This window comes from Pedobacter paludisoli, assembly GCF_052344095.1.
Classification (GTDB): domain Bacteria; phylum Bacteroidota; class Bacteroidia; order Sphingobacteriales; family Sphingobacteriaceae; genus Pedobacter.
This window is the reverse complement of record NZ_CP179926.1, coordinates 3,810,815-3,829,889: the sequence shown is the minus strand read 5'-3', so window position 1 is coordinate 3,829,889 and position 19,075 is coordinate 3,810,815. Positions and strand designations below refer to the sequence as shown.

Sequence of the window (19,075 nt, the reverse complement as noted above, 5' to 3'; positions counted from 1 at the left end):
TTAAGGTTTTTTTATTGATTGCGTATTACATTATCTTTCCACTCCATTCTTTTCTTCGGCAAGCTTTCAGGGTAATTGGTTTGAATGAATGTTATCATTGCTTCGCGAACATCACAACGCAAATCAAATGCTTTTGACGAGTTTGAAGCACTCATTAAAAAGCGAACTTCTATTGAACCATCTTTCGTGCTATCGGTTACTTGTACCACATTTACCCGTGTATCCCATAATGGATTATTGCTAAGTAGCCTAGTTAGTTCTTGACGAAGCGGCTCTATGGGGATGGTATAATCGAGATACAAAAAAACCGTTCCCAGCAATTCTGCCGAAACCCGTGTCCAGTTTTGAAAAGGCTTTTCTATAAAATAAGTAATGGGCAATATTAACCTTCTTTGATCCCATATATTAATAACAACATAAGTGAGTGTAATTTCTTCTACCTTTCCCCACTCTCCTTCTACAATTAACACATCGTCTATTCGAATGGGCTGCGTAAAGGCAATTTGAAAACCAGCAAGTAAATTTCCAAGTGATTTTTGAGCAGCAAAGCCGATAATAATTCCCCCTATACCAACGCCGGTTAATAACCCGGCGCCGATTTTACGCATACTCTCGAAACTGAGTAGAATGACTGCTGCTGTTAGTAAAATAATAACGGTGACTATAAATTTCCGAACAAATTGCATTTGGGTTCGAATCTTCCGTTCTTTTAAATTATCTTCTTTGTTTAAATCGTACTTGAAATAAAAATAGTCTTCTAGAACATTAATTATCCTAATTAAGATGACAGCTAAGATTATGGTTAAAGCTACTTCCATAATCTTCTCTAAATGCACTCTTATGCTAGCAGAGAGCGACATTATTTCTATAGAGAAATTGAAAAATACGATGGGAATAAATATCGCAATAGGATTTTTTAAGTGTTTTATAGTGGAGGTTATGAGGATAAAATTCCACCAGCGCGATAAAGCCACAAATACTTTATGAACAATGAACTTTACTAAAACGCCTAATAAAACAGCCAATGTGGCTATGATTACATTTTTAAGAAAAACCGGAATAGGAAAGCCAAAAATCTGATCTAAATAAGACATCTTAAAATTTGTTGGTTAACATTGAGGATGAGGGATGTTATATGATTAACACGCTATTGAGTATTTTGTTTATGAAAGAAAAATGTAGCACTATAAATTAAGTACATTCGTGCATCCTATTTTAACATAAAGCAAATGGAATTCTTCAACAAAAACAATCTTTTCTTTACCGTTTTCGATTATCCGATGAGTTACATTGAATTTTTTTCAGTTATAACCGGACTCATTGCCGTACTATTATCTGCCAAGGCTAATATTTGGAGTTGGCCAATTGGTCTTGTAAATGTATTTCTTTCGGCCTTTTTCTATTATCAAATACAGCTTTACCCCGATATGTTTTTAATGATTTTCTTTTTCGTTACCAATATAATGGGGTGGTGGCGCTGGGCAAATCCAAATCCGGAAGAAGAAGACCGTAAAAGACAACTTAAAGTTAGTTTTATGCCGCGTAAACAATTTCTATTAATGATAGCGCTAGGTGTGCTCGGAACATGTTTAATAGGCGCATTGGCCAGCCAGTTACACAACTGGTTTCCCTTGCTTTTCAATTTACCTAGCGCCTACCCTTTTGTGGATTCGTTTATACTGGTAATGAGTATCATAACAACCTTTTTGATGATTGAAAAAAGAATAGAATGTTGGATTATTTGGTTGATAATTGATGTTGTGGCAACCTATTTATACTTCTTAAAAGGAGCCAAGTTTTTTGGCGTTGAATATTTCATCTTTACAATTATTGCCGCTTTCGCCCTTTGGAATTGGATACGGGAATATAAAAGTTATCCTAAAAACATCCTTTAAAAAGAAGATGATGCATCAAAAAATAAAAAACCAATTATTTTTACATATAAATAACTGATTCAGTAGCGTTTTTACTCTTTTACTCGTTTACCATAGAAATTAAACTAAAGCTGAAACTATGAAATTTTCTTTCCTCCTTCTCTGCACAATTTGTTTATTTTCTTGTTCAAAGGATAAATTAATCGGTCCAGATAATCTTAAAAATGGACAAGTTGTTGAACTATTAGTGGACCATAAATATAATTCTACTAACGATCCACTAATCTTGTTACCCAAAAACGAAATAACCTACACCGCACTTGCGGGCTTTTCAGATAGACAGCCAGGATATTCCTACCGCGTTAAAGCACGTTTCCATCACGAAGAAAATCCTCCCCAAGATGGTCCTTCTTATTGGTACGACTTTTTAAATATAGTTTCAAAAGAAGCTTACAAAGGAAATACTACGTTCGAAATTCAGTTAATTTATAGCTATGTAGTTGGAGGGCCCACTATCCAAATATCCAAAAAAGACGCCAACTATTACTTTGTCCCTGATAAAATTCAACTTACGTATACTAGTGATGCAATTAAAAATCAACTAGAAGAGATTTGGTTACATGCAAAAGAGATACGAGAAAGTTCTACCATAAAACAACCAAAATGGACCTCGATAAAAGCAACGGTTACGCACGATCCACAAAAATTCGGTTCAGCCTACCTTGTTCAAAACATTCAATTTTTATAAACTATTGCTCCAAGCACACCAACCTATTAGCTTAATGGCTGATAGGTTGGTGTTTTTTTAGATAGATTGCCGCATGTTGCAAGCGCATAATCTTCTAATCATGCATTCCTTGAATAGGAATCCCTAAAATACTTAATATTTTTTCAATCAACTATTTGATAATAAAAGTATTCTACCTATCTTTGCAGTCCCAATTTTAATGGGAATAATAAATTGTTTAATAAATTAAATACAAGCAAGTGAATACGTTAAGTTACAAAACTGTCTCGGCCAATGCTAAAACTGTTAACAAACAGTGGATTGTTGTTGATGCACAAGGCGAGATTTTGGGGCGCTTGTCATCGAAGATCGCTATGATCATCCGTGGTAAAAACAAGCCTGAGTACACCCCACACGTAGATTGTGGTGATAATGTAATTGTTATCAACGCAGACAAGGTTAAATTGACAGGAAACAAATTCAGTGAAAAAGAATATGTTTCATATACTGGTTATCCAGGTGGTCAACGTTTTATCTCTCCAAAAGAGTTAATGGCGAAACATCCAACACGTGTAATTGAAAAAGCGGTACGTGGTATGTTACCGAAAACTAAATTGGGCAAAAAATTATACACAAACCTTTTTGTGTATGCTGGTGAAACTCATCCGCATGCTGCTCAATCTCCAAAAACCATTAAACTTTAAGAAATGTCAGTTACTAACACTTCAGGAAGAAGAAAAACAGCTGTAGCACGTATCTACTTAAAAGATGGTGCTGGCGCAATTACCGTTAACGGTAAAGATCACAAAGTATATTTCCCAACATTACCTTTACAATATATTGTTAACCAAAGTTTAGAAGTTACTGAACTTACAGGTCGTTATGATATCACTGTAAACGTTCAAGGTGGTGGAATTAAAGGACAAGCGGAAGCTGTTCGTTTAGCTATTGCTAAAGCGATTGTTGAACTAGATGCGGAGAAAAAACCTGCTTTACGTGCGAAAGGCTTAATGACGCGTGATATGCGTATGGTTGAGCGTAAAAAACCAGGACGTGCTAAAGCCCGTAAGAAATTCCAATTCAGTAAACGTTAATCACAGGAGGCAAAGACAATGGCAAGAACAACTTATCAAGACTTATTGGATGCAGGTGTACACTTTGGTCACCTTACCCGTAAATGGAATCCAAAAATGGCTCCTTACATTTTCATGGAGCGTAATGGAATTCACATCATAGATTTAAATAAAACTTTAACTAAAACTGAAGAAGCTGCGGCTGCGATTAAACAAATCGTAAAATCAGGGCGTAAAGTATTATTTGTATCAACAAAAAAACAAGCTAAAGGAATCGTAGCTGAGCAAGCTAAAAAAGTAAACATGCCTTTCGTAACCGAGCGTTGGTTAGGTGGTATGTTAACAAACTTTGCTACTGTACGTAAGTCAATCAAAAAGATGGCTAACATCGATAAAATGACTAAAGACGGTACTTATTCGATTCTTTCTAAAAAAGAGCGTTTAATGATTCAACGTGAGCGTATTAAATTAGAGTCACTTTTAGGTGGTATCGCTGATTTAAACCGTTTACCTGCAGCATTATTCTTAATCGACGTTAAGAAAGAGCACATCGCAGTAACAGAAGCGTTAAAATTAAACATCCCTACTTTTGCGATGGTTGATACAAACTCTGATCCTTCTAACATCGATTTCCCAATTCCTTCGAATGACGATGCTACTAAATCAATTGCTTTAATTACTGATGTAATTATCAAAGCTATTGAAGAAGGTTTAGAAGAACGTAAACGCGAAAAAGACGACGAAGCAGAAAAAGAAGCTGTAGCTGCTAAAGCTGCTGCTGATGCACCGGAGGTTAAAGAGCCAAAACGTGCTAAAAAAGTAACTGCTGAAGTTGAAGGTGCTTCTACAGAAGAAACTAAAACAGAAGAATAGTAATATTTTTTAATTGCAGGTTACTGGTTTCAGGTTTTAAGTTAACTTAATATAGGTTTAACTTGCTGCTTGTAACTTGTAACCTGTAATTGTTATAACAAGATTTTTAAATTTAAAAAAGAAATAAAATGTCTACAGTTCAAATTTCTGCAGCAGATGTAAACAAATTGCGTCAACAAACAGGCGCTGGTATGATGGATTGCAAAAAAGCTTTAGTTGAAGCTAACGGCGATTTCGAAGCAGCTGTTGATTTATTGCGCAAAAAAGGTCAAAAAGTATCAGCAGCTCGTTCTGGTAATGCTACTTCTGAAGGTCAAGTATTAATCCAAGTTTCAGAAGATGGAACAAATGGTAAATTAATCGCTTTAGCCTGTGAAACTGAGCCAGTTTCTAAAGTTGAAGATTTCCGTAACCTAGCGCAAGCTGTTTTAGCTGCAGCGGTTGCTAACAACCCTGCTTCAGTTGAAGAATTATCAGCAATTACCTTAGAAGATGGACGTACAGTAGCTGAAACAATTACTGAATTAACTGGTAAAATCGGCGAAAAAATCGTTATCCAAGAGTATGCTAACATCACTGGTGAGAAAATTGTTTCTTATATCCACTCAAACGGTAAAATGGGCGTTTTAGTAGTATTCGCTGGTGCTAATGGCGCTGATATTACTGAGGCTGGTAAAGATGTTGCGATGCAAATTGCAGCAATGAACCCAGTTGCTGTTGATAAAGACGGTGTAGATCCTGCTACTATCGAGCGTGAAATCGAAATTGCAAAAGATGTTATCCGCCAAGAAGGCAAACCAGAAGAAATGGTAGAAAAAATTGCTCAAGGTAAATTGAATAAATTTTACAAAGACAGCACTTTATTAAACCAAGAATTTGTTAAAGATAGCTCTATCGATGTACGTAAATTTTTAGATAACACATCTAAAGGCTTAACTGTTTCAGCTTTCAAACGTGTTCAATTAGGCGCGTAAGCTTACAAATAAATTAAAAAACCGGTTAACACATGTGTTAACCGGTTTTTTAATGCCCATTACTTTTTAGCGGTCGAGAATTTCCCAACCTCCTTGCCTGAATCGTCGAGCATGGTTACTTCCAATAAATTTGTAGTCGCTTTCAACTGTGTAATGGTTCTATTTCCTTTTTGAGGACCTCCGCCAATAATCAGCGGATATTTGTTAAAACTTTCGTTCGCCTGATGCACCATGTACTTGTGGGTATGTCCGCTTAAAACCAAATCAACTTTCCCTTCATTCAATAACGGCTCAAATACTTCCGTACAATGTTTTGGCCCATGGGCATCGCCAGAGAAACGGGGAGGAATGTGCATCAGCACGACGCGAAAAGCAGCTTTCTTAAAGGCCTTGGAATTAATTTCCTCCTTAAGCCATCCTGCTTGCTGCACCCTATATTCATCAAAATCAACAATGCCGGCATAAACCGGATGCGTATCTTCTTTATCTTCCCCTGTATCAATCACCACAAAGCGAACGGGTCCTAGTGTAAAAGCAGTAAACCCCACATGCATAAAATATTGCGCAAACTCGCGCGCAAACTTACCTCGCGTTTCGTGATTTCCCCGTACATAAATAAATGGTGTGTTTTTAGCAAAAGTATTTACACAAGGAGCTAACATATGATCGATTATTTGCTGCTCATCCGTTTGATAGTCAAAAATATCGCCATTAAAAAACACAAAGTCGTATGCCTCCTTCGGGGCAATATTCAACAAAAAAGGAATAGATTCTGGCCGATCGTGAATATCATTCATCATCAGAAAAGAAATTTCACTCTTTGCAACATTTGCATTCACAAAATGTTCAACTTCGCTATGCTGCACCGCACCATAGGTCAATTTGTAAGGTTGAAAGTCCTTAATCTCTTTTGATACCACCCTGTAAAAGTACTTTTGTCCCGCTTTTAAATTGCTAAGTGAAACAACATTTAACTTTGTATTAGCGGGCATTAAACCCAATTCCGACTTACCATATGCTTTACGATTCAAATTATTTGGGTCTTCCCCGAACTCTACCCAACCTGCCGCATTTTTATTGGTCAGCCACAATACAGTCATCGAATTATTAAAATTCGTTTGAAGATACGGTCCTACTACAACCTTAAATTCCGCGTCATTTTGTGCATCAGCTAAATTCGCAAAGGCAAGAGATGGCGCTGCAAGTGTTGCTGCACCCAATGTAACACCTGCTCTAAGAAAATTTCTTCTGCTATGTTGATTATCAATCATTTCTATTTTAATTTATCGTGCCAATCAAATATATCGCTACAATACGTAACTTTGATATTGTAAGACTAAAATTACTCAAACGTTTGCCATGCTTTCTGTAATTTCCAACACCTCCTATTTTCAAGACAACCAACTCATAAATGCTGTCGATATCAGCATCGATAAAGGGCTTATTTCAGCAATCAAAACCACCGATTATGGCGCACAAAGCGATACCTTAACCGTTCCCGGTTTCATAGATTTGCAAATTTATGGTGCAGCAGGTCGGCTATTTTCCGCAGATCCAACAATAGAATCCTTAACCATTATTGAAAATGAGCTATTGAAAAATGGAACCACTGGATTCTTAATTTGCCTAGCCACCAATACACCTGAAGTATTTAACACCTGCATTCAAACAGTAAAAGAGCATGCTAAAAACGCCAAAAATTGCTTAGGCTTACATCTAGAAGGTCCTTTTTTAAACCCAAAACGGAGAGGTGCCCATATTGAAAATTTCATTAGAAAAGCCACACTCGACGAAATAAAGGAACTGCTCGATTTTGGAGATGGCTCCATAAAAATGATGACCCTAGCACCAGAACTTCAAGACGATGCTGTAATTCGGTATTTGCTTGACCATCAAGTGGTGTTATCATTAGGCCATAGCGACGCCAGCTACGAACAAGCTACCGCAGCATATAACCAAGGCATTCAGAGTACCACACACCTATTCAATGCCATGAGTCCTATTCATCACCGTCAACCAGGCATTCCTACTGCGCTTTACAACCACCCAACCGCTAAAGCAAGCATCATTGTCGACAATGAACATGTAAGTTACGAAGTAGTAAAATTCAGCAAAAAGCTTCTAAAAGAACGGCTTTTTCTAATTACCGATGCAGTAACAGAATGCGCAACCGGCCCCTACCAACATCAATTAAAAGGCGAAAAATTTGTGATGCCAGATGGAACCTTATCAGGCTCCTCGCTTACCATGTTACAAGCCGTAAAAAATTGCGTTCATCATTGCGATATTTCCTTGCCGGAAGCACTCAAAATGGCTACTCAATATCCTGCAGAGCTTATTGGAATTGACCATTTAACTGGCACTATCACCCAAAACCATCAAGCCAACTTAGTCCTGCTCGACCAAAACCTTCACATCCAAAAAATTATATTCAATGGCCAAACTATATAAATTCAGCTGTATCCTACTCGCATTTCTTTGCATAAACTTCGTGCCTAGCCTAGCCCAAAAACCAGCCTTTAAAATTATCCCTTTGGGAGTAAAAGGTGGAGACGATGAAAGCAACCTATCTTCCTATTTAGTCGCCGCTAACGGTTCAGAACAATACATTGCGCTTGATGCCGGAACCATTCATGCCGGTCTTAAAAAAGCCATCGACCGTAAATTATTTCATGGTACCCCGGAAAGCGTGGAGCGAAAATACATCAAAGGTTACCTCATCTCTCATGCCCACCTCGACCATCTTGCAGGCTTAATTATTAATTCTCCCGCCGACACCAACAAAAACATTTACGCACTCCCATCAGTCATTAAAATTTTAAAAGAAAAATATTTCACCTGGGATGCTTGGGCAAATTTTGCCAACGAAGGCGAAAAACCCGCGATTGGCAAATACACCTACGTGCCCTTACAAGAGCAAAAACCTCATCCCCTTGCAAATACCAATCTACAAGCTACGGCATTTCCCCTTAGCCATGTAAACCCGTACCAAAGCACCGCATTCTTACTTCAATCGCAAAATAACTATCTCCTGTATTTAGGCGACACCGGAGCTGACCGCATCGAAAAATCGACCAAACTGCAGCAGTTGTGGCAAAAAGTAGCACCAATTATTGCTTCAGGCGAGCTAAAAGCGCTCTTCTTAGAAGTCTCATTCCCCAACACACAGCCCGAAAATCAATTATTTGGCCACTTAACACCAAAACTATTTTTCGAAGAATTAAAAAATCTAAGCGCATTAACCGGAGCCGACGCCTTAAAGAAGGTCCAAATTATCATTACGCACCGCAAACCACCGCTAAGTAAAGAAAAGGAAATACAAAAAGAATTAGCAGAAGGGAATACCGAAAATTATCAATTGATTTATCCTCAGCAAGCGAAAGTAATTTCACTAAAATAGAAAAACAACGCTGCATTTTCATGGCTACAGCAGTCCCGCCTTCCGCTTTACTCCGCTGGCCAAGCTATAACCTTAAGGCTACGTGTTCACTACACTCAGGTTTAGATTACAAAGGCAGTAGCTTTTCCAATCAGCCTGTTCCTGCAAAGTTCAAAAGATAAGATTCGATGTAAAACAGAGAAAAACGTAAAAACTAGAGAAATATTCACCTTAAAACAAAAAATTTATATCATTTGTGCAAAAGCATAGTTCGGTATTAAAAAAATGTTAATATTTTTGGAGTCATGAAATACAAGCGCATCCTACTTAAGCTCAGCGGCGAATCGCTGATGGGCGAAAAACAATACGGTATTGATAATGAGCGAGTTCAGCAATACGCTGAAGACATTAAAGCAGTTCACGATAAAGGTCTACAAATAGCCATTGTGATTGGTGGCGGCAACATTTTTAGAGGTTTAAGCGCCGAAAAAAGTGGAATGGATCGTGCACAAGCCGACTATATGGGGATGTTAGCAACTGTAATCAACTCGATGGCTCTACAAGATGCGCTTGAAAAAGTTGGTTTAAAGACCCGCTTGTTAACAGCCATTAAAATGGAACAAATTTGCGAACCATTTATTCGTAGAAGAGCTGTACGTCACTTGGAGAAAGGCCGTGTGGTTATTTTTGGTGCAGGAACAGGGAACCCTTACTTTACTACCGATTCTGCCGCAGCCTTACGCGCTATTGAAATAAAAGCCGATGCAGTATTAAAAGGTACACGTGTAGATGGCATTTACACCGCCGACCCAGAAAAAGACCCAACTGCAACGCGTTACGACGAAATTGGCTTTAAAGAAGTGTACGCAAAAGGCTTAAACGTAATGGATATGACAGCCTTTACACTTTGCGAAGAAAACAAATTACCAATTATCGTTTTCGACATGAATAAAACCGGTAATTTCATGAAAATTGCACAAGGCGAAGCCATCGGAACCTTAGTGAAATAATAACAGAAAATTATACTTTTGTAGAAATACATACATTATGAACGAACTCATACAATTACAATTAATGGATGCCCAATCTTCAATGGATAAGGCTATCGATCATTGTGAAGCTGAATTAACAAAAATTAGAGCGGGTAAAGCTTCGGCGGGAATGTTAGACGGCATTTTTGTTGATTATTATGGATCGCAAACAGCTTTGTCTCAAGTAGCAAGCATAAACACTCCTGATGCGCGAACAATTGTAATTCAACCTTGGGAAAAATCGCTCTTAGGCGCAATTGAAAAAGCTATTCAAGTAGCAAATATTGGTATCAACCCACAAAATGACGGTATTGTAATCCGTTTAGTGGTACCACCTTTAACAGAGGAACGCAGAAGAGAGTTGGTTAAAAAAGTAAAAGAAGAAGCAGAACGCGGTAAAATTACCGTTCGTAACATCCGCAAAGATGCCAACACTAAAATTCAAAAATTAAAAGGTGAAGGCGTTTCTGATGATGAAATTAAAACCGGTGAAGCTGAAGTACAAAAATTAACTGATGCGTATATCGTAAAAGTCGATAAACACGCTGAAGCAAAAGAAAAAGACGTAATGACCGTTTAAGGAATTCATACGATAAACACAAGCAAAAGGGAGTAATTACAAAATAGTTGCTCCCTTTTCTTTTACTTATTTTTCACTAGGCTAGAACCTCTCACAATTAAATTGGCTGGCAATACAATTTGCTTGTTACCATGTGGAACATCCTTTTCATGCAAGCGGCTCATCATAATCTTCATCACATTTTCCGCAATTTCTTCAAGCGGCTGTGCCACGGCTGTTACCGCAGGACGGCTAAAAGATAAAAGTTCAAAATCATCAAAAGACAGAACGGCCAAATCTTTATAAATATCTTTTCCGGCATCTCTAAAGGCACGTAAACCATCGAGACAAATATAATTAGCCGCAAAAATTACAGCATCATACTTTTCATCGCCCCATAAAGCATCGGTAACTTGTTGTTGCCCACTTTTTTCTACGCCATAATCGATCGTTATTACAGTCGATTTAAGCCCCTTTTGCTCCATTGCGCTCAAATACCCATTCATGCGATCAATCATCTGCTGTTGCTCTGTAAAAGCAGTCACGAAAGCAATGTTTATATACCCATTGTTAATTAGGTGTTGCGTAGCATTCAAAACGGCAGCATGGTTATCTATTATCACGTAATCCGATTTTAATCCGGGTACATAACGATCAAAAAGCACCACCGGAACACCTGTTTCAATTAACAACTCAATATCGCGTTCCAAACCAACAGGCAAAGCAATAATATAACCATCCACATGCCTATCCTGAAAAATTTGGAGCAATTCTTTTCCCTTTTTAGTATCATTTCGAGTACTGCTAAATAGAATTTTATACCCCATCTCAGCTGCCTTTTCATCAATAAATCGGGCTATCCCCGAAAAAAAAGGTTCTGAAATATCGTCTACCAAGAAACCCAAAGTTTTGGTCTTACCGGTACGTAAACTAGTGGCCAGGGTATTGGGTTGATACTCGAGCTCATGCACTAAATCAAGTACACGCTTAATAGTTGCATCGCTGATATTTTTCTCTCTTGCTCTCCCGTTAACAACAAAGGATATCGTTGTGATAGACATATTTAATCTATTTGCAAGGTCTTTTAACAGGATTTTCTTTTTCATAGTAGGGAATTCGCGACAAATAATAGATGTATACAATAATAATTAAAATCGCGAATGAATAAAACTAAAAAGAGCAGCCCATCCGGGACTGCTCAATTAACTAACTTATTATTCATAAAAAATGCTGTTGGGGAAGGAGTCGAACCTTCAAGGGGTAGTTAGCTACAGTTCAATAAATTAATTGTGGTCAACCCAATAAACTGCGTTTATCCCATTATTCCCCACCACCGAGACAAGGAGGCGTGTCTGCCAATTTCACCACCCAACAGTATAAAACTTTAGTATTATCTAAAGTGCTGTAGGGGAAGGAATCGAACCTTCAAGGAGTGGTTAGCCATTGCTGGTTTTCCATATTCTCCGCCACCGAGACAAGGAGGTGTGTCTGCCTGTTTCACCACCCTACAGTATATTGTTTAGCAAATGTTAAAGAACGTTCCTTTTTTCGTTTTGCTTGATACAAATGTAATGGAATCATAAATACCTTGCAAATATTCTAAACATTTAATTTTATTTTTGTAATATTGATAAATTTTAATAATTTCGTTTATCATAATTAAAAAATATGCTTAAAAAAGACAATTCCAATTTAGAAATTGACAACCTAGACATTGACATTCTAAAACAATTAATGCAGGATGCGACAAAACCCTACACAGAAATAGCAAAAGATCTAATTGTTTCGGGGGGAACTATTCACGTGCGCATGAAAAAGCTTCACGAAATGGGTATTATCAAAGGTTCGCATTTAATTATCGACCCTCAAAAAGCCGGATACGATATTTGCGCCTTTTTAGGTATTTACCTTGAAAAGGGAATTCAGTATAAAGATGCTGTGGCGCAATTAAGCAAGATTAAAGAAGTGGTAGAATTACACTATACCACCGGGTCCTATAGCATGTTTGCCAAAATAATTTGTCGAGACACTAATCATTTACGCCATGTGCTAAACGAAGAAATTCAAGCAGTTGCTGGCATTCAACGTACTGAAACCCTTATTTCATTAGAAGAAAGTATCAAACGACAAATTGAACTGGGTTAATGGGAAAAGTAAAGACGTTTATAGACATTAAAGTGTGAAGCCTTAAATTTTAATCAGGGATTTAATGCTTCACCTTTTCTACTGAAGGTCTTATTTTAAAAGTTGATAAGCAATTAGCGCTGCAATGTATGCCATCGCTGTCATGTAGGCTAACTGTATGATTGGCCATTTCCATCCTTTTGTTTCGCGGTACACAATTGCAACCGTGCTCATGCATTGCATGGCAAAAGCATAAAATAACATCAATGAAACTCCTGTAGCAAAGGTATACACGGGCAAACCGGTCGTGCTATTCACAGAAGCCTCCATACGAGCCCTCAAGGTACCCGTATCTTCATCTCCACCATCCACACTGTAAATGGTTGCCATTGTACCTACAAAGGCTTCACGTGCAGCAAAAGAGGTAATTAAACCAATTCCAATTTTCCAATCGTAGCCCAAAGGACGAATAGCAGGTTCGATGAAGTGTCCCAATAATCCCACGTAAGAATTTTCCAATTTCTCATTTGCAATTAAAGTTTCCACGTGTTTCGTATCCTGAGTAGTATCAGCCAATGCTGAAGCATATTTTTGATCAATTTTATCAAATCGATTACCAGGGCCATACGAAGCTAGCACCCATAAAATAATCGATATGGCGATGATCACTTTACCGGCCTCTACCACAAACGTTTTTGATTTTTCATACATGGTATATAACACATTCTTCCATCTAGGCATGCGGTATACGGGCAATTCCATTATAAAATATGAACGCTCTTTGGTTTTAATTAATACTTTCATTACCCAAGCCACCACAATCGCAGCAACAAAGCTAATTAGGTACATTAACATGAGGGCTAAGCCTTGCATATTAATAAATCCATAAACGGTTTTGGCGGGGATAATAATCGATATCAGCAAAATGTAAACAGGTAAACGAGCCGAACAACTTATCAAAGGCGTTACCATGATGGTAATCATTCTGTCTTTCCAATTTTCAATGTTTCGCGCGGCCATGATGGAAGGAACCGCACAAGCCAAACCACCAATCATGGGAACAACTGATTTTCCATTCAAGCCTACTTTTCGCATCAATTTATCCATCATAAAGGTTACCCGAGCCATGTAGCCCGTATCTTCTAAAATGGAAATAAAGGCAAAGAGTATAGCAATTTGGGGGATGAATACGAAAATACCACCTAAACCGGCTACCACACCATCCAACACTAAATTGGTTAACATTCCTTCGGGTAAATAAGCGTGACCTGTTTCGGTTAACCAAGCAAAGCCCAGTTCAATCCAATCCATTGGATAAGCCGACCACGCAAAAATGGCATTAAAAATAACAAAAAGCACCAGCAAAAATATGGCAAAGCCCCATACTTTATGCGTTAAAACAGCATCTAATTTATTTTCTGTACGATGTTTATCTTGTGCAGGCGCTACTTTTACCACATCGGCAATAATTGCACTGAGGTATTTATAACGAGCAATGGTTTCCGCGGCTTGAATTTTAGCTGATTCAAACTGATGCGATTGCTCTATTTCTTCTATTTCTTGTTGCTCCTGCTCGGTAAAGAAAGTTAAAAATTCATGCTGATGCAGTACTTGCAAGGCATAATAATCATTGGGTGTATTTAACTTTTGTTTAATTGCATTAATTGCATCGGGTGCTAAGAAGTGTACGTCAACTTCTTGTACTTGAGTAGCTATTTTAGTAGTATTTGCAATTGCTTTCTTTAATGTATCGATACCAAAGTTACTCCGTGCAGAAATAGGAACTACTTGAATTCCTAATTTCTCAGCTAATTTATCGGCATCTACTTCAATACCTTGTTTGGCAGAAAGATCGACCATATTCAAGGCCAGAATCATCGGGATACCCAAATCGGCTACTTGCGAATATAAAAGCAAATTACGCTTCAAATTAGATGCGTCTGTAACCAAAACAATGATGTCGGGATAGCTAGAATTTCCCTTGTCTGCTAGTACCTGAAATACGATACTTTCATCTTTACTTTTTGGATATAAACTATAGGTTCCAGGTAAATCAACTATTTCTGCCTCATAGCCTTCTGCTAATTTTGCATGACCTACTTTCTTATCGACTGTTATACCTGGGAAATTCCCTATTTTCTGATTTAACCCCGTTAAACGATTAAAAAGTGTAGATTTTCCGGTATTGGGATTTCCAACTAATGCAACTTTACTATTCAAACCCGCAATTATTTATTCTATGATAATTATGTCTGCTTCACTTTTACGCAAACACAATTGATATCCTGCAACGCGTATTGCCATGGGATCGCCCATTGGCGCAAAACGTTCTACTTGCACTTCTTCTCCAGGCAAACATCCCATTTCCATTAATTTTACTGACATTTCTAAATCAGTAAAAGCGATAATTGTTCCTATTTCCCCTTCTTTAAGATGCGAAAGTTTCATGTGCAAAATTTTGGCGCAAGTTACCGTTTCTTTAGATTTATTCCAAATAGAGCGCTAATTAGTTTTGGCTCTAATACTTATTATCCAAATATCGCCTGCGCCCAACTACCAACTATTTCAAACAAAAAGATTTCTAAACAAAAAAGGCTCGCAAGCGAGCCTTTTTTGTTTATGTTAATTTCCCATACGGAAACTTCTGCCTCCACCTTGGCCAGGCATTTGCACATCGGCCCCCATATTCCTTCCTGCAATTCTGGTTAACGAATACGTAAACGACAACATATAGTAGCGTTTCAGTACATTAAAATTACTCTCTGTAATGGCAGTACCAGAAGTAGTTCTGCTTACCCCTGTATTTTGATTTAATGCATCATTTACAGCGAATTTAAACGTACCACGGTTCTTAAAGAATGAACGGCTGATGTATGGATTAAGGATCGTATACTCCTGATTAAATCGTTCGCCTCCTCCAAAATTTCTGTAATAATCGATATCAATTGCCAAGCGAATATTTGCCGGCAACACATAACTGATATCAAAACTTGGGTTAATGGTATAATATCTTGTATTAGCCGTTGGTTGAGCTGAATATAACGAACGATTGAAACTTCCAGTGATACCTCCCGTTAAATCAAATTTCTCCACATTGGTTACCAATTTATAGCCGTTTGAGAATACGTACGAATTGGTAATATTTTTAGTTAAACCGCTAATAGCATCCGGTGTAATAAAGTTCACATCTCTGTTATAACTCACATCGCCTGAAATATTCAAAGTTAACTTACGTTCAGCCATTAGTGGCAACGACCAATTAGCGCCTGCATTTCCTGCATAAACACCATCCACATTGATATAGCTTACCTGCTGAACTCCGTTATCTAATGGCACACTTACTCTACCAATACTGTTAAAGCTTTGTGTTAAATTTAATCTGGCGAAGAAAAAGCGTCCACTTTCAATATTAAAATTATTAAAACTAACTCTTACCTGGTTATTAAAAGATGGTTTTAAGGTTGGGTTACCAACAAAGATTGTTTGCGTATTGGTATTATCTGGGATTGGCTGAATTTGATCAATACTCGGTTGCGATGTTGAACCACGGTAATCAAGAGATAAACGTTTACTACGACTAAAATTATATCTAAATCTGGCTGTGGGCGTTACATTTATAAAATCCTGATTACGAACCACACCCGTCGTTAAGTTGGTGTTATCCCTACTGGTTTGTTGAACAGCCAAGCCTAAATTCCAATTGTATTTCTTTTCCGTTTTATTAAATGAAAACCCTACCGCATTGGTTAGCGTACGGTTATTATACGTATTTGAATATTTGGCATTTACCAAATCAAATTGTAATGTGGCCGGATTAAAGTCATATACCTGACGTTCAGAATCGCTATTAGAATAGCCATTTTGATAATTAAACTCGATGCTTAAGGTTTTGTTCAACGGTTCGGTAAACACCAAACGCGTGGTGTTGTTTACTGAATTACTGTTATTGATATTATTCTGATTGGTTAAACTATCCGATAGCACACCATTAAAGTTATTATTATCTAAACGATAATTTAAGCTTGTACCATCGTTATCGTTGATACTGGTGTTTAGGTTTAATGAAAGTGTACGACCTCTTCTCTTAAAGCTCTTACGAATCAACAAATTATTCGTCAATGTTGGGTTTGAACTCAGATTGCTAAACTCTTGTCGTCCAACTGTTGTCGAGTTAACATTATTACGTTCATAGGTGGTTATTGTAGATGCGTCAGTTTCCGTATATGCAAAATTTGGTTGAATTTTAATGGATAAACTGGGGTCAATCTTGGTGTCAACCATAAAATTAAAACGATGATTTGTTTTATCGGTTGTACTCGTCGAATTTTGAACGTTACTACTACTGTTTCCTTGCCCTAATAAATATTGCGTTGAGGTATTTCTCTCACTCAATGCATTCGATTTATTAAATAAATAGTTTGCTTGAAATTGGGTTCCATCACCATACGTATCTGCAAAGTTTAAGCCCGCTGCATTGGTAGTCGTTATTCCGCCTGCGCCTGTTGAGCTTGCTCCGCCTCCATTTCCAGGGCCGCCGCCAAATCCATTTCCCATGCCGTTTCCGCCGCCAAAATTTTGTTTATTTACGTTGTTAAATTGACCCACAAAACTCAATTGTTGATCGTTATTAAATTTATTTACGTTTAACGTTGCATCGTATCGATCATCTGAACCATATCCCACCGTACTGTTTCCGAAGTATCCGTGCTTCATTCCTGCTTTGGTGGTAATGTTTAATATTTTATTTCTTGTACCGTCGTCAATTCCTGTAAATTGTGCCTGATCAGACATTTCATCAATTACCTGAATTTTATCAACCATATCGGCCGGCAAGTTTTTGGTCGCTAATAGCGGATCGCTTCCAAAAAATTCTTTTCCATCTACTTTTACCTTCGTTACCGTTTCGCCCTGAGCTTTAATACTCCCATCTTTTGCTACTTCTACACCTGGCAGTTTTTTCAAAACATCTTCTACTACCGCATTTTCACGTACTTTTATCGACTTTGCATCAAACTCTACGGTATCTTGTTTTACCACGATTGGAATGGCGGCTGTAACCTCTACAGTATTTAAATCGAGTCCGTCATCGGCCATGGCCAATTCGCCAATATTAACCGCTGCTTTTGCAACCTCCACATTTTTAGAAGTCGTTTTCAATCCCAAATAGGCTACCATCACTCTGAAATTTCCAGCTGGGATATTTTTAAAGCTAAACGTTCCATCCGGATTCGATTGGCCTGAAGCCACCACGCTACTATCTTTTAAACTTTTCACAACAACGGTTGCAAAATCAACAGGCTTTTTATCTTTAGCGTTAATTACTTTACCATTAATAGCACCGGGATTCTGTGCATGGGCTACATAACTGCAAAAAATTAAGGCAATTAGGAGTACCCTTTGAACGTTTCTGATCATTAGACGAAATTAAATTTTATACAAAACTAACCTATCAGACTACGGGAATGACCAAAGGTTTGTTAAGAAGTGTTAAAAGTTTGGTAACATTTTAAATACAGCATATGAGTAGCTGCATTGCTTCGAAAGAGATGATAAAAGAGCTTATCGTTGAGAGCCTGGATAATTTTTGTAATATACTTTAGGGCAGTGACATCCATCCTTAAAAATACCGCATCCCGATAGCGTTAAAATCATAATTAATACGATTAAACTATACAGCTTTTTCATCAAAGTTTAATTTATGAAGCAAAATATAACTGAAAATGGCCATGCATGCACCGAGCATGTCGCAACCGAAATCCCACCACTCTGCAGAACGATAGGTAAATACCTTCCATTGTAACAGTTCTATTATACCGCCAATGGATGCATTTATTAACAAAATTTTAAAAATTGTGAGCTTTCTAAAAGCAAATGTATGTTGATATTTTATCTTGCCGTAGAAAAGTAAAACCGACAAGGTAAAAAAGAACCCCATATGGGTCATTTTATCAAAACCTTCAAAGAAAAATCCATTCCCATTTGCATCGGGCATATGGATATTACAAAGCACTAAAATAACCAGAGTCCAAAGAATGGCCCATTTTTGTTGTTTTAGTGCTTTGATCAAAATAATATCAATTAAGCGCCTACTAAAGCTTGGTAAGCTTCTGCAGTTAACAATGCATCTACATCAGCTAAGTTAGCTACTGCTACTTTTACCATCCAACCTTTTCCGTAAGGATCAGAATTTACTAATTCAGGATTATCGTTTAATTCTTCGTTTACTTCTAAAACTGTTCCTGCAAGAGGCATAAACAAATCTGAAACTGTTTTTACAGCTTCTACTGTTCCGAATACTTCTTCAGCAGCTACCTCTGAACCAACGGTGTTAATATCAACATAAACGATATCACCTAATTCACGTTGTGCAAAATCCGTAATGCCAATGATCGCTTCGTTTCCTTCTACCTTAATCCACTCGTGATCCTTGGTATATTTTAATTCTGATGGAAAATTCATGT

19 protein-coding genes and 2 tRNA genes are annotated in these 19,075 nt (G+C 37.6%); 11 read left to right on the top strand and 10 right to left on the bottom strand.

The window, feature by feature from the left end:
- Positions 1-11: 11 nt before the first annotated feature.
- The gene (locus ACJVDK_RS15745) at positions 12-1,094 is read right to left on the bottom strand and encodes a mechanosensitive ion channel family protein (RefSeq protein WP_443937620.1); all 1,083 of its coding nucleotides are present in this window, start codon (positions 1,092-1,094) and stop codon (positions 12-14) included.
- Between the two features lie 135 nt (positions 1,095-1,229).
- On the opposite strand from ACJVDK_RS15745, the gene pnuC reads away from it, so the two are divergent.
- The 6 genes from pnuC to tsf all read left to right on the top strand — a co-directional run bounded on the left by pnuC (position 1,230) and on the right by tsf (position 5,521).
- A complete protein-coding gene (pnuC, locus tag ACJVDK_RS15740; RefSeq protein ID WP_443937619.1) occupies positions 1,230-1,895 on the top strand; it encodes a nicotinamide riboside transporter PnuC in 666 nt (221 codons plus the stop codon).
- Positions 1,896-2,013: 118 nt separating this feature from the next.
- On the top strand, positions 2,014-2,622 hold the full coding sequence (locus tag ACJVDK_RS15735) for a hypothetical protein (RefSeq protein ID WP_443937618.1): 609 nt from the start codon (positions 2,014-2,016) through the stop codon (positions 2,620-2,622).
- Positions 2,623-2,861: 239 nt separating this feature from the next.
- Complete coding sequence (gene rplM / locus ACJVDK_RS15730; RefSeq protein ID WP_443937617.1) at positions 2,862-3,305, top strand: 50S ribosomal protein L13; 444 nt, start codon at positions 2,862-2,864, stop codon at positions 3,303-3,305.
- Positions 3,306-3,308: 3 nt separating this feature from the next.
- Positions 3,309-3,695 carry a 30S ribosomal protein S9 gene (gene rpsI, locus ACJVDK_RS15725; RefSeq protein WP_443937616.1) on the top strand — a complete coding sequence of 129 codons (387 nt, stop codon included), beginning with the start codon at positions 3,309-3,311 and terminating at the stop codon, positions 3,693-3,695.
- A gap of 18 nt (positions 3,696-3,713) precedes the next feature.
- Positions 3,714-4,547, top strand: a complete 834-nt coding sequence (rpsB, locus tag ACJVDK_RS15720) for a 30S ribosomal protein S2 (RefSeq protein ID WP_443937615.1) — start codon at positions 3,714-3,716, stop codon at positions 4,545-4,547.
- A 128-nt stretch (positions 4,548-4,675) separates the two neighbouring features.
- Complete coding sequence (gene tsf / locus ACJVDK_RS15715) at positions 4,676-5,521, top strand: translation elongation factor Ts (RefSeq protein WP_443937614.1); 846 nt, start codon at positions 4,676-4,678, stop codon at positions 5,519-5,521.
- A gap of 59 nt (positions 5,522-5,580) precedes the next feature.
- Here tsf and ACJVDK_RS15710 read toward each other — a convergent pair whose 3' ends face one another.
- A complete protein-coding gene (locus ACJVDK_RS15710) occupies positions 5,581-6,792 on the bottom strand; it encodes a metallophosphoesterase (RefSeq protein WP_443937613.1) in 1,212 nt (403 codons plus the stop codon).
- 88 nt (positions 6,793-6,880) lie between these two features.
- On the opposite strand from ACJVDK_RS15710, the gene nagA reads away from it, so the two are divergent.
- From nagA to frr, 4 genes are all read left to right on the top strand, one after another.
- Positions 6,881-7,972, top strand: coding sequence for an N-acetylglucosamine-6-phosphate deacetylase (nagA, locus tag ACJVDK_RS15705; protein WP_443937612.1), 1,092 nt, complete (start codon positions 6,881-6,883; stop codon positions 7,970-7,972).
- The gene (locus tag ACJVDK_RS15700) at positions 7,956-8,921 is read left to right on the top strand and encodes an MBL fold metallo-hydrolase (protein WP_443937611.1); all 966 of its coding nucleotides are present in this window, start codon (positions 7,956-7,958) and stop codon (positions 8,919-8,921) included. The genes nagA and ACJVDK_RS15700 overlap by 17 nt, the downstream gene beginning before the upstream one ends.
- A 284-nt stretch (positions 8,922-9,205) precedes the next feature.
- On the top strand, positions 9,206-9,910 hold the full coding sequence (gene pyrH, locus ACJVDK_RS15695; protein ID WP_443937610.1) for a UMP kinase: 705 nt from the start codon (positions 9,206-9,208) through the stop codon (positions 9,908-9,910).
- A gap of 37 nt (positions 9,911-9,947) precedes the next feature.
- Complete coding sequence (gene frr, locus ACJVDK_RS15690) at positions 9,948-10,511, top strand: ribosome recycling factor (protein ID WP_443937609.1); 564 nt, start codon at positions 9,948-9,950, stop codon at positions 10,509-10,511.
- Positions 10,512-10,573: 62 nt separating this feature from the next.
- Here the strand turns inward: frr and ACJVDK_RS15685 are convergent, their stop codons facing one another.
- The 3 genes from ACJVDK_RS15685 to ACJVDK_RS15675 form a co-directional block, all read right to left on the bottom strand.
- Positions 10,574-11,596 carry a LacI family DNA-binding transcriptional regulator gene (locus tag ACJVDK_RS15685; protein WP_443937608.1) on the bottom strand — a complete coding sequence of 341 codons (1,023 nt, stop codon included), beginning with the start codon at positions 11,594-11,596 and terminating at the stop codon, positions 10,574-10,576.
- A gap of 124 nt (positions 11,597-11,720) precedes the next feature.
- Positions 11,721-11,864 (bottom strand) — tRNA-Asp (locus tag ACJVDK_RS15680).
- A gap of 28 nt (positions 11,865-11,892) precedes the next feature.
- Positions 11,893-12,000 (bottom strand) — tRNA-Asp (locus tag ACJVDK_RS15675).
- Between the two features lie 158 nt (positions 12,001-12,158).
- Between ACJVDK_RS15675 and ACJVDK_RS15670 the strand changes: the two genes are divergently transcribed.
- Entirely contained in the window at positions 12,159-12,635 is a 477-nt protein-coding gene (locus ACJVDK_RS15670) for an Lrp/AsnC ligand binding domain-containing protein (protein ID WP_443937607.1), read from the top strand.
- A gap of 90 nt (positions 12,636-12,725) precedes the next feature.
- Here the strand turns inward: ACJVDK_RS15670 and feoB are convergent, their stop codons facing one another.
- The 5 genes from feoB to gcvH form a co-directional block, all read right to left on the bottom strand.
- Complete coding sequence (gene feoB, locus ACJVDK_RS15665; protein ID WP_443937606.1) at positions 12,726-14,834, bottom strand: ferrous iron transport protein B; 2,109 nt, start codon at positions 14,832-14,834, stop codon at positions 12,726-12,728.
- Between the two features lie 12 nt (positions 14,835-14,846).
- Entirely contained in the window at positions 14,847-15,062 is a 216-nt protein-coding gene (locus ACJVDK_RS15660) for a FeoA family protein (protein WP_443937605.1), read from the bottom strand.
- Between the two features lie 174 nt (positions 15,063-15,236).
- Positions 15,237-18,029, bottom strand: a complete 2,793-nt coding sequence (locus ACJVDK_RS15655) for an outer membrane beta-barrel protein (RefSeq protein WP_443937604.1) — start codon at positions 18,027-18,029, stop codon at positions 15,237-15,239.
- A 253-nt stretch (positions 18,030-18,282) separates the two neighbouring features.
- Entirely contained in the window at positions 18,283-18,681 is a 399-nt protein-coding gene (locus ACJVDK_RS15650) for a VanZ family protein (protein ID WP_443937603.1), read from the bottom strand.
- 11 nt (positions 18,682-18,692) lie between these two features.
- Complete coding sequence (gcvH, locus tag ACJVDK_RS15645; RefSeq protein WP_443937602.1) at positions 18,693-19,073, bottom strand: glycine cleavage system protein GcvH; 381 nt, start codon at positions 19,071-19,073, stop codon at positions 18,693-18,695.
- Positions 19,074-19,075 lie beyond the last annotated feature (2 nt).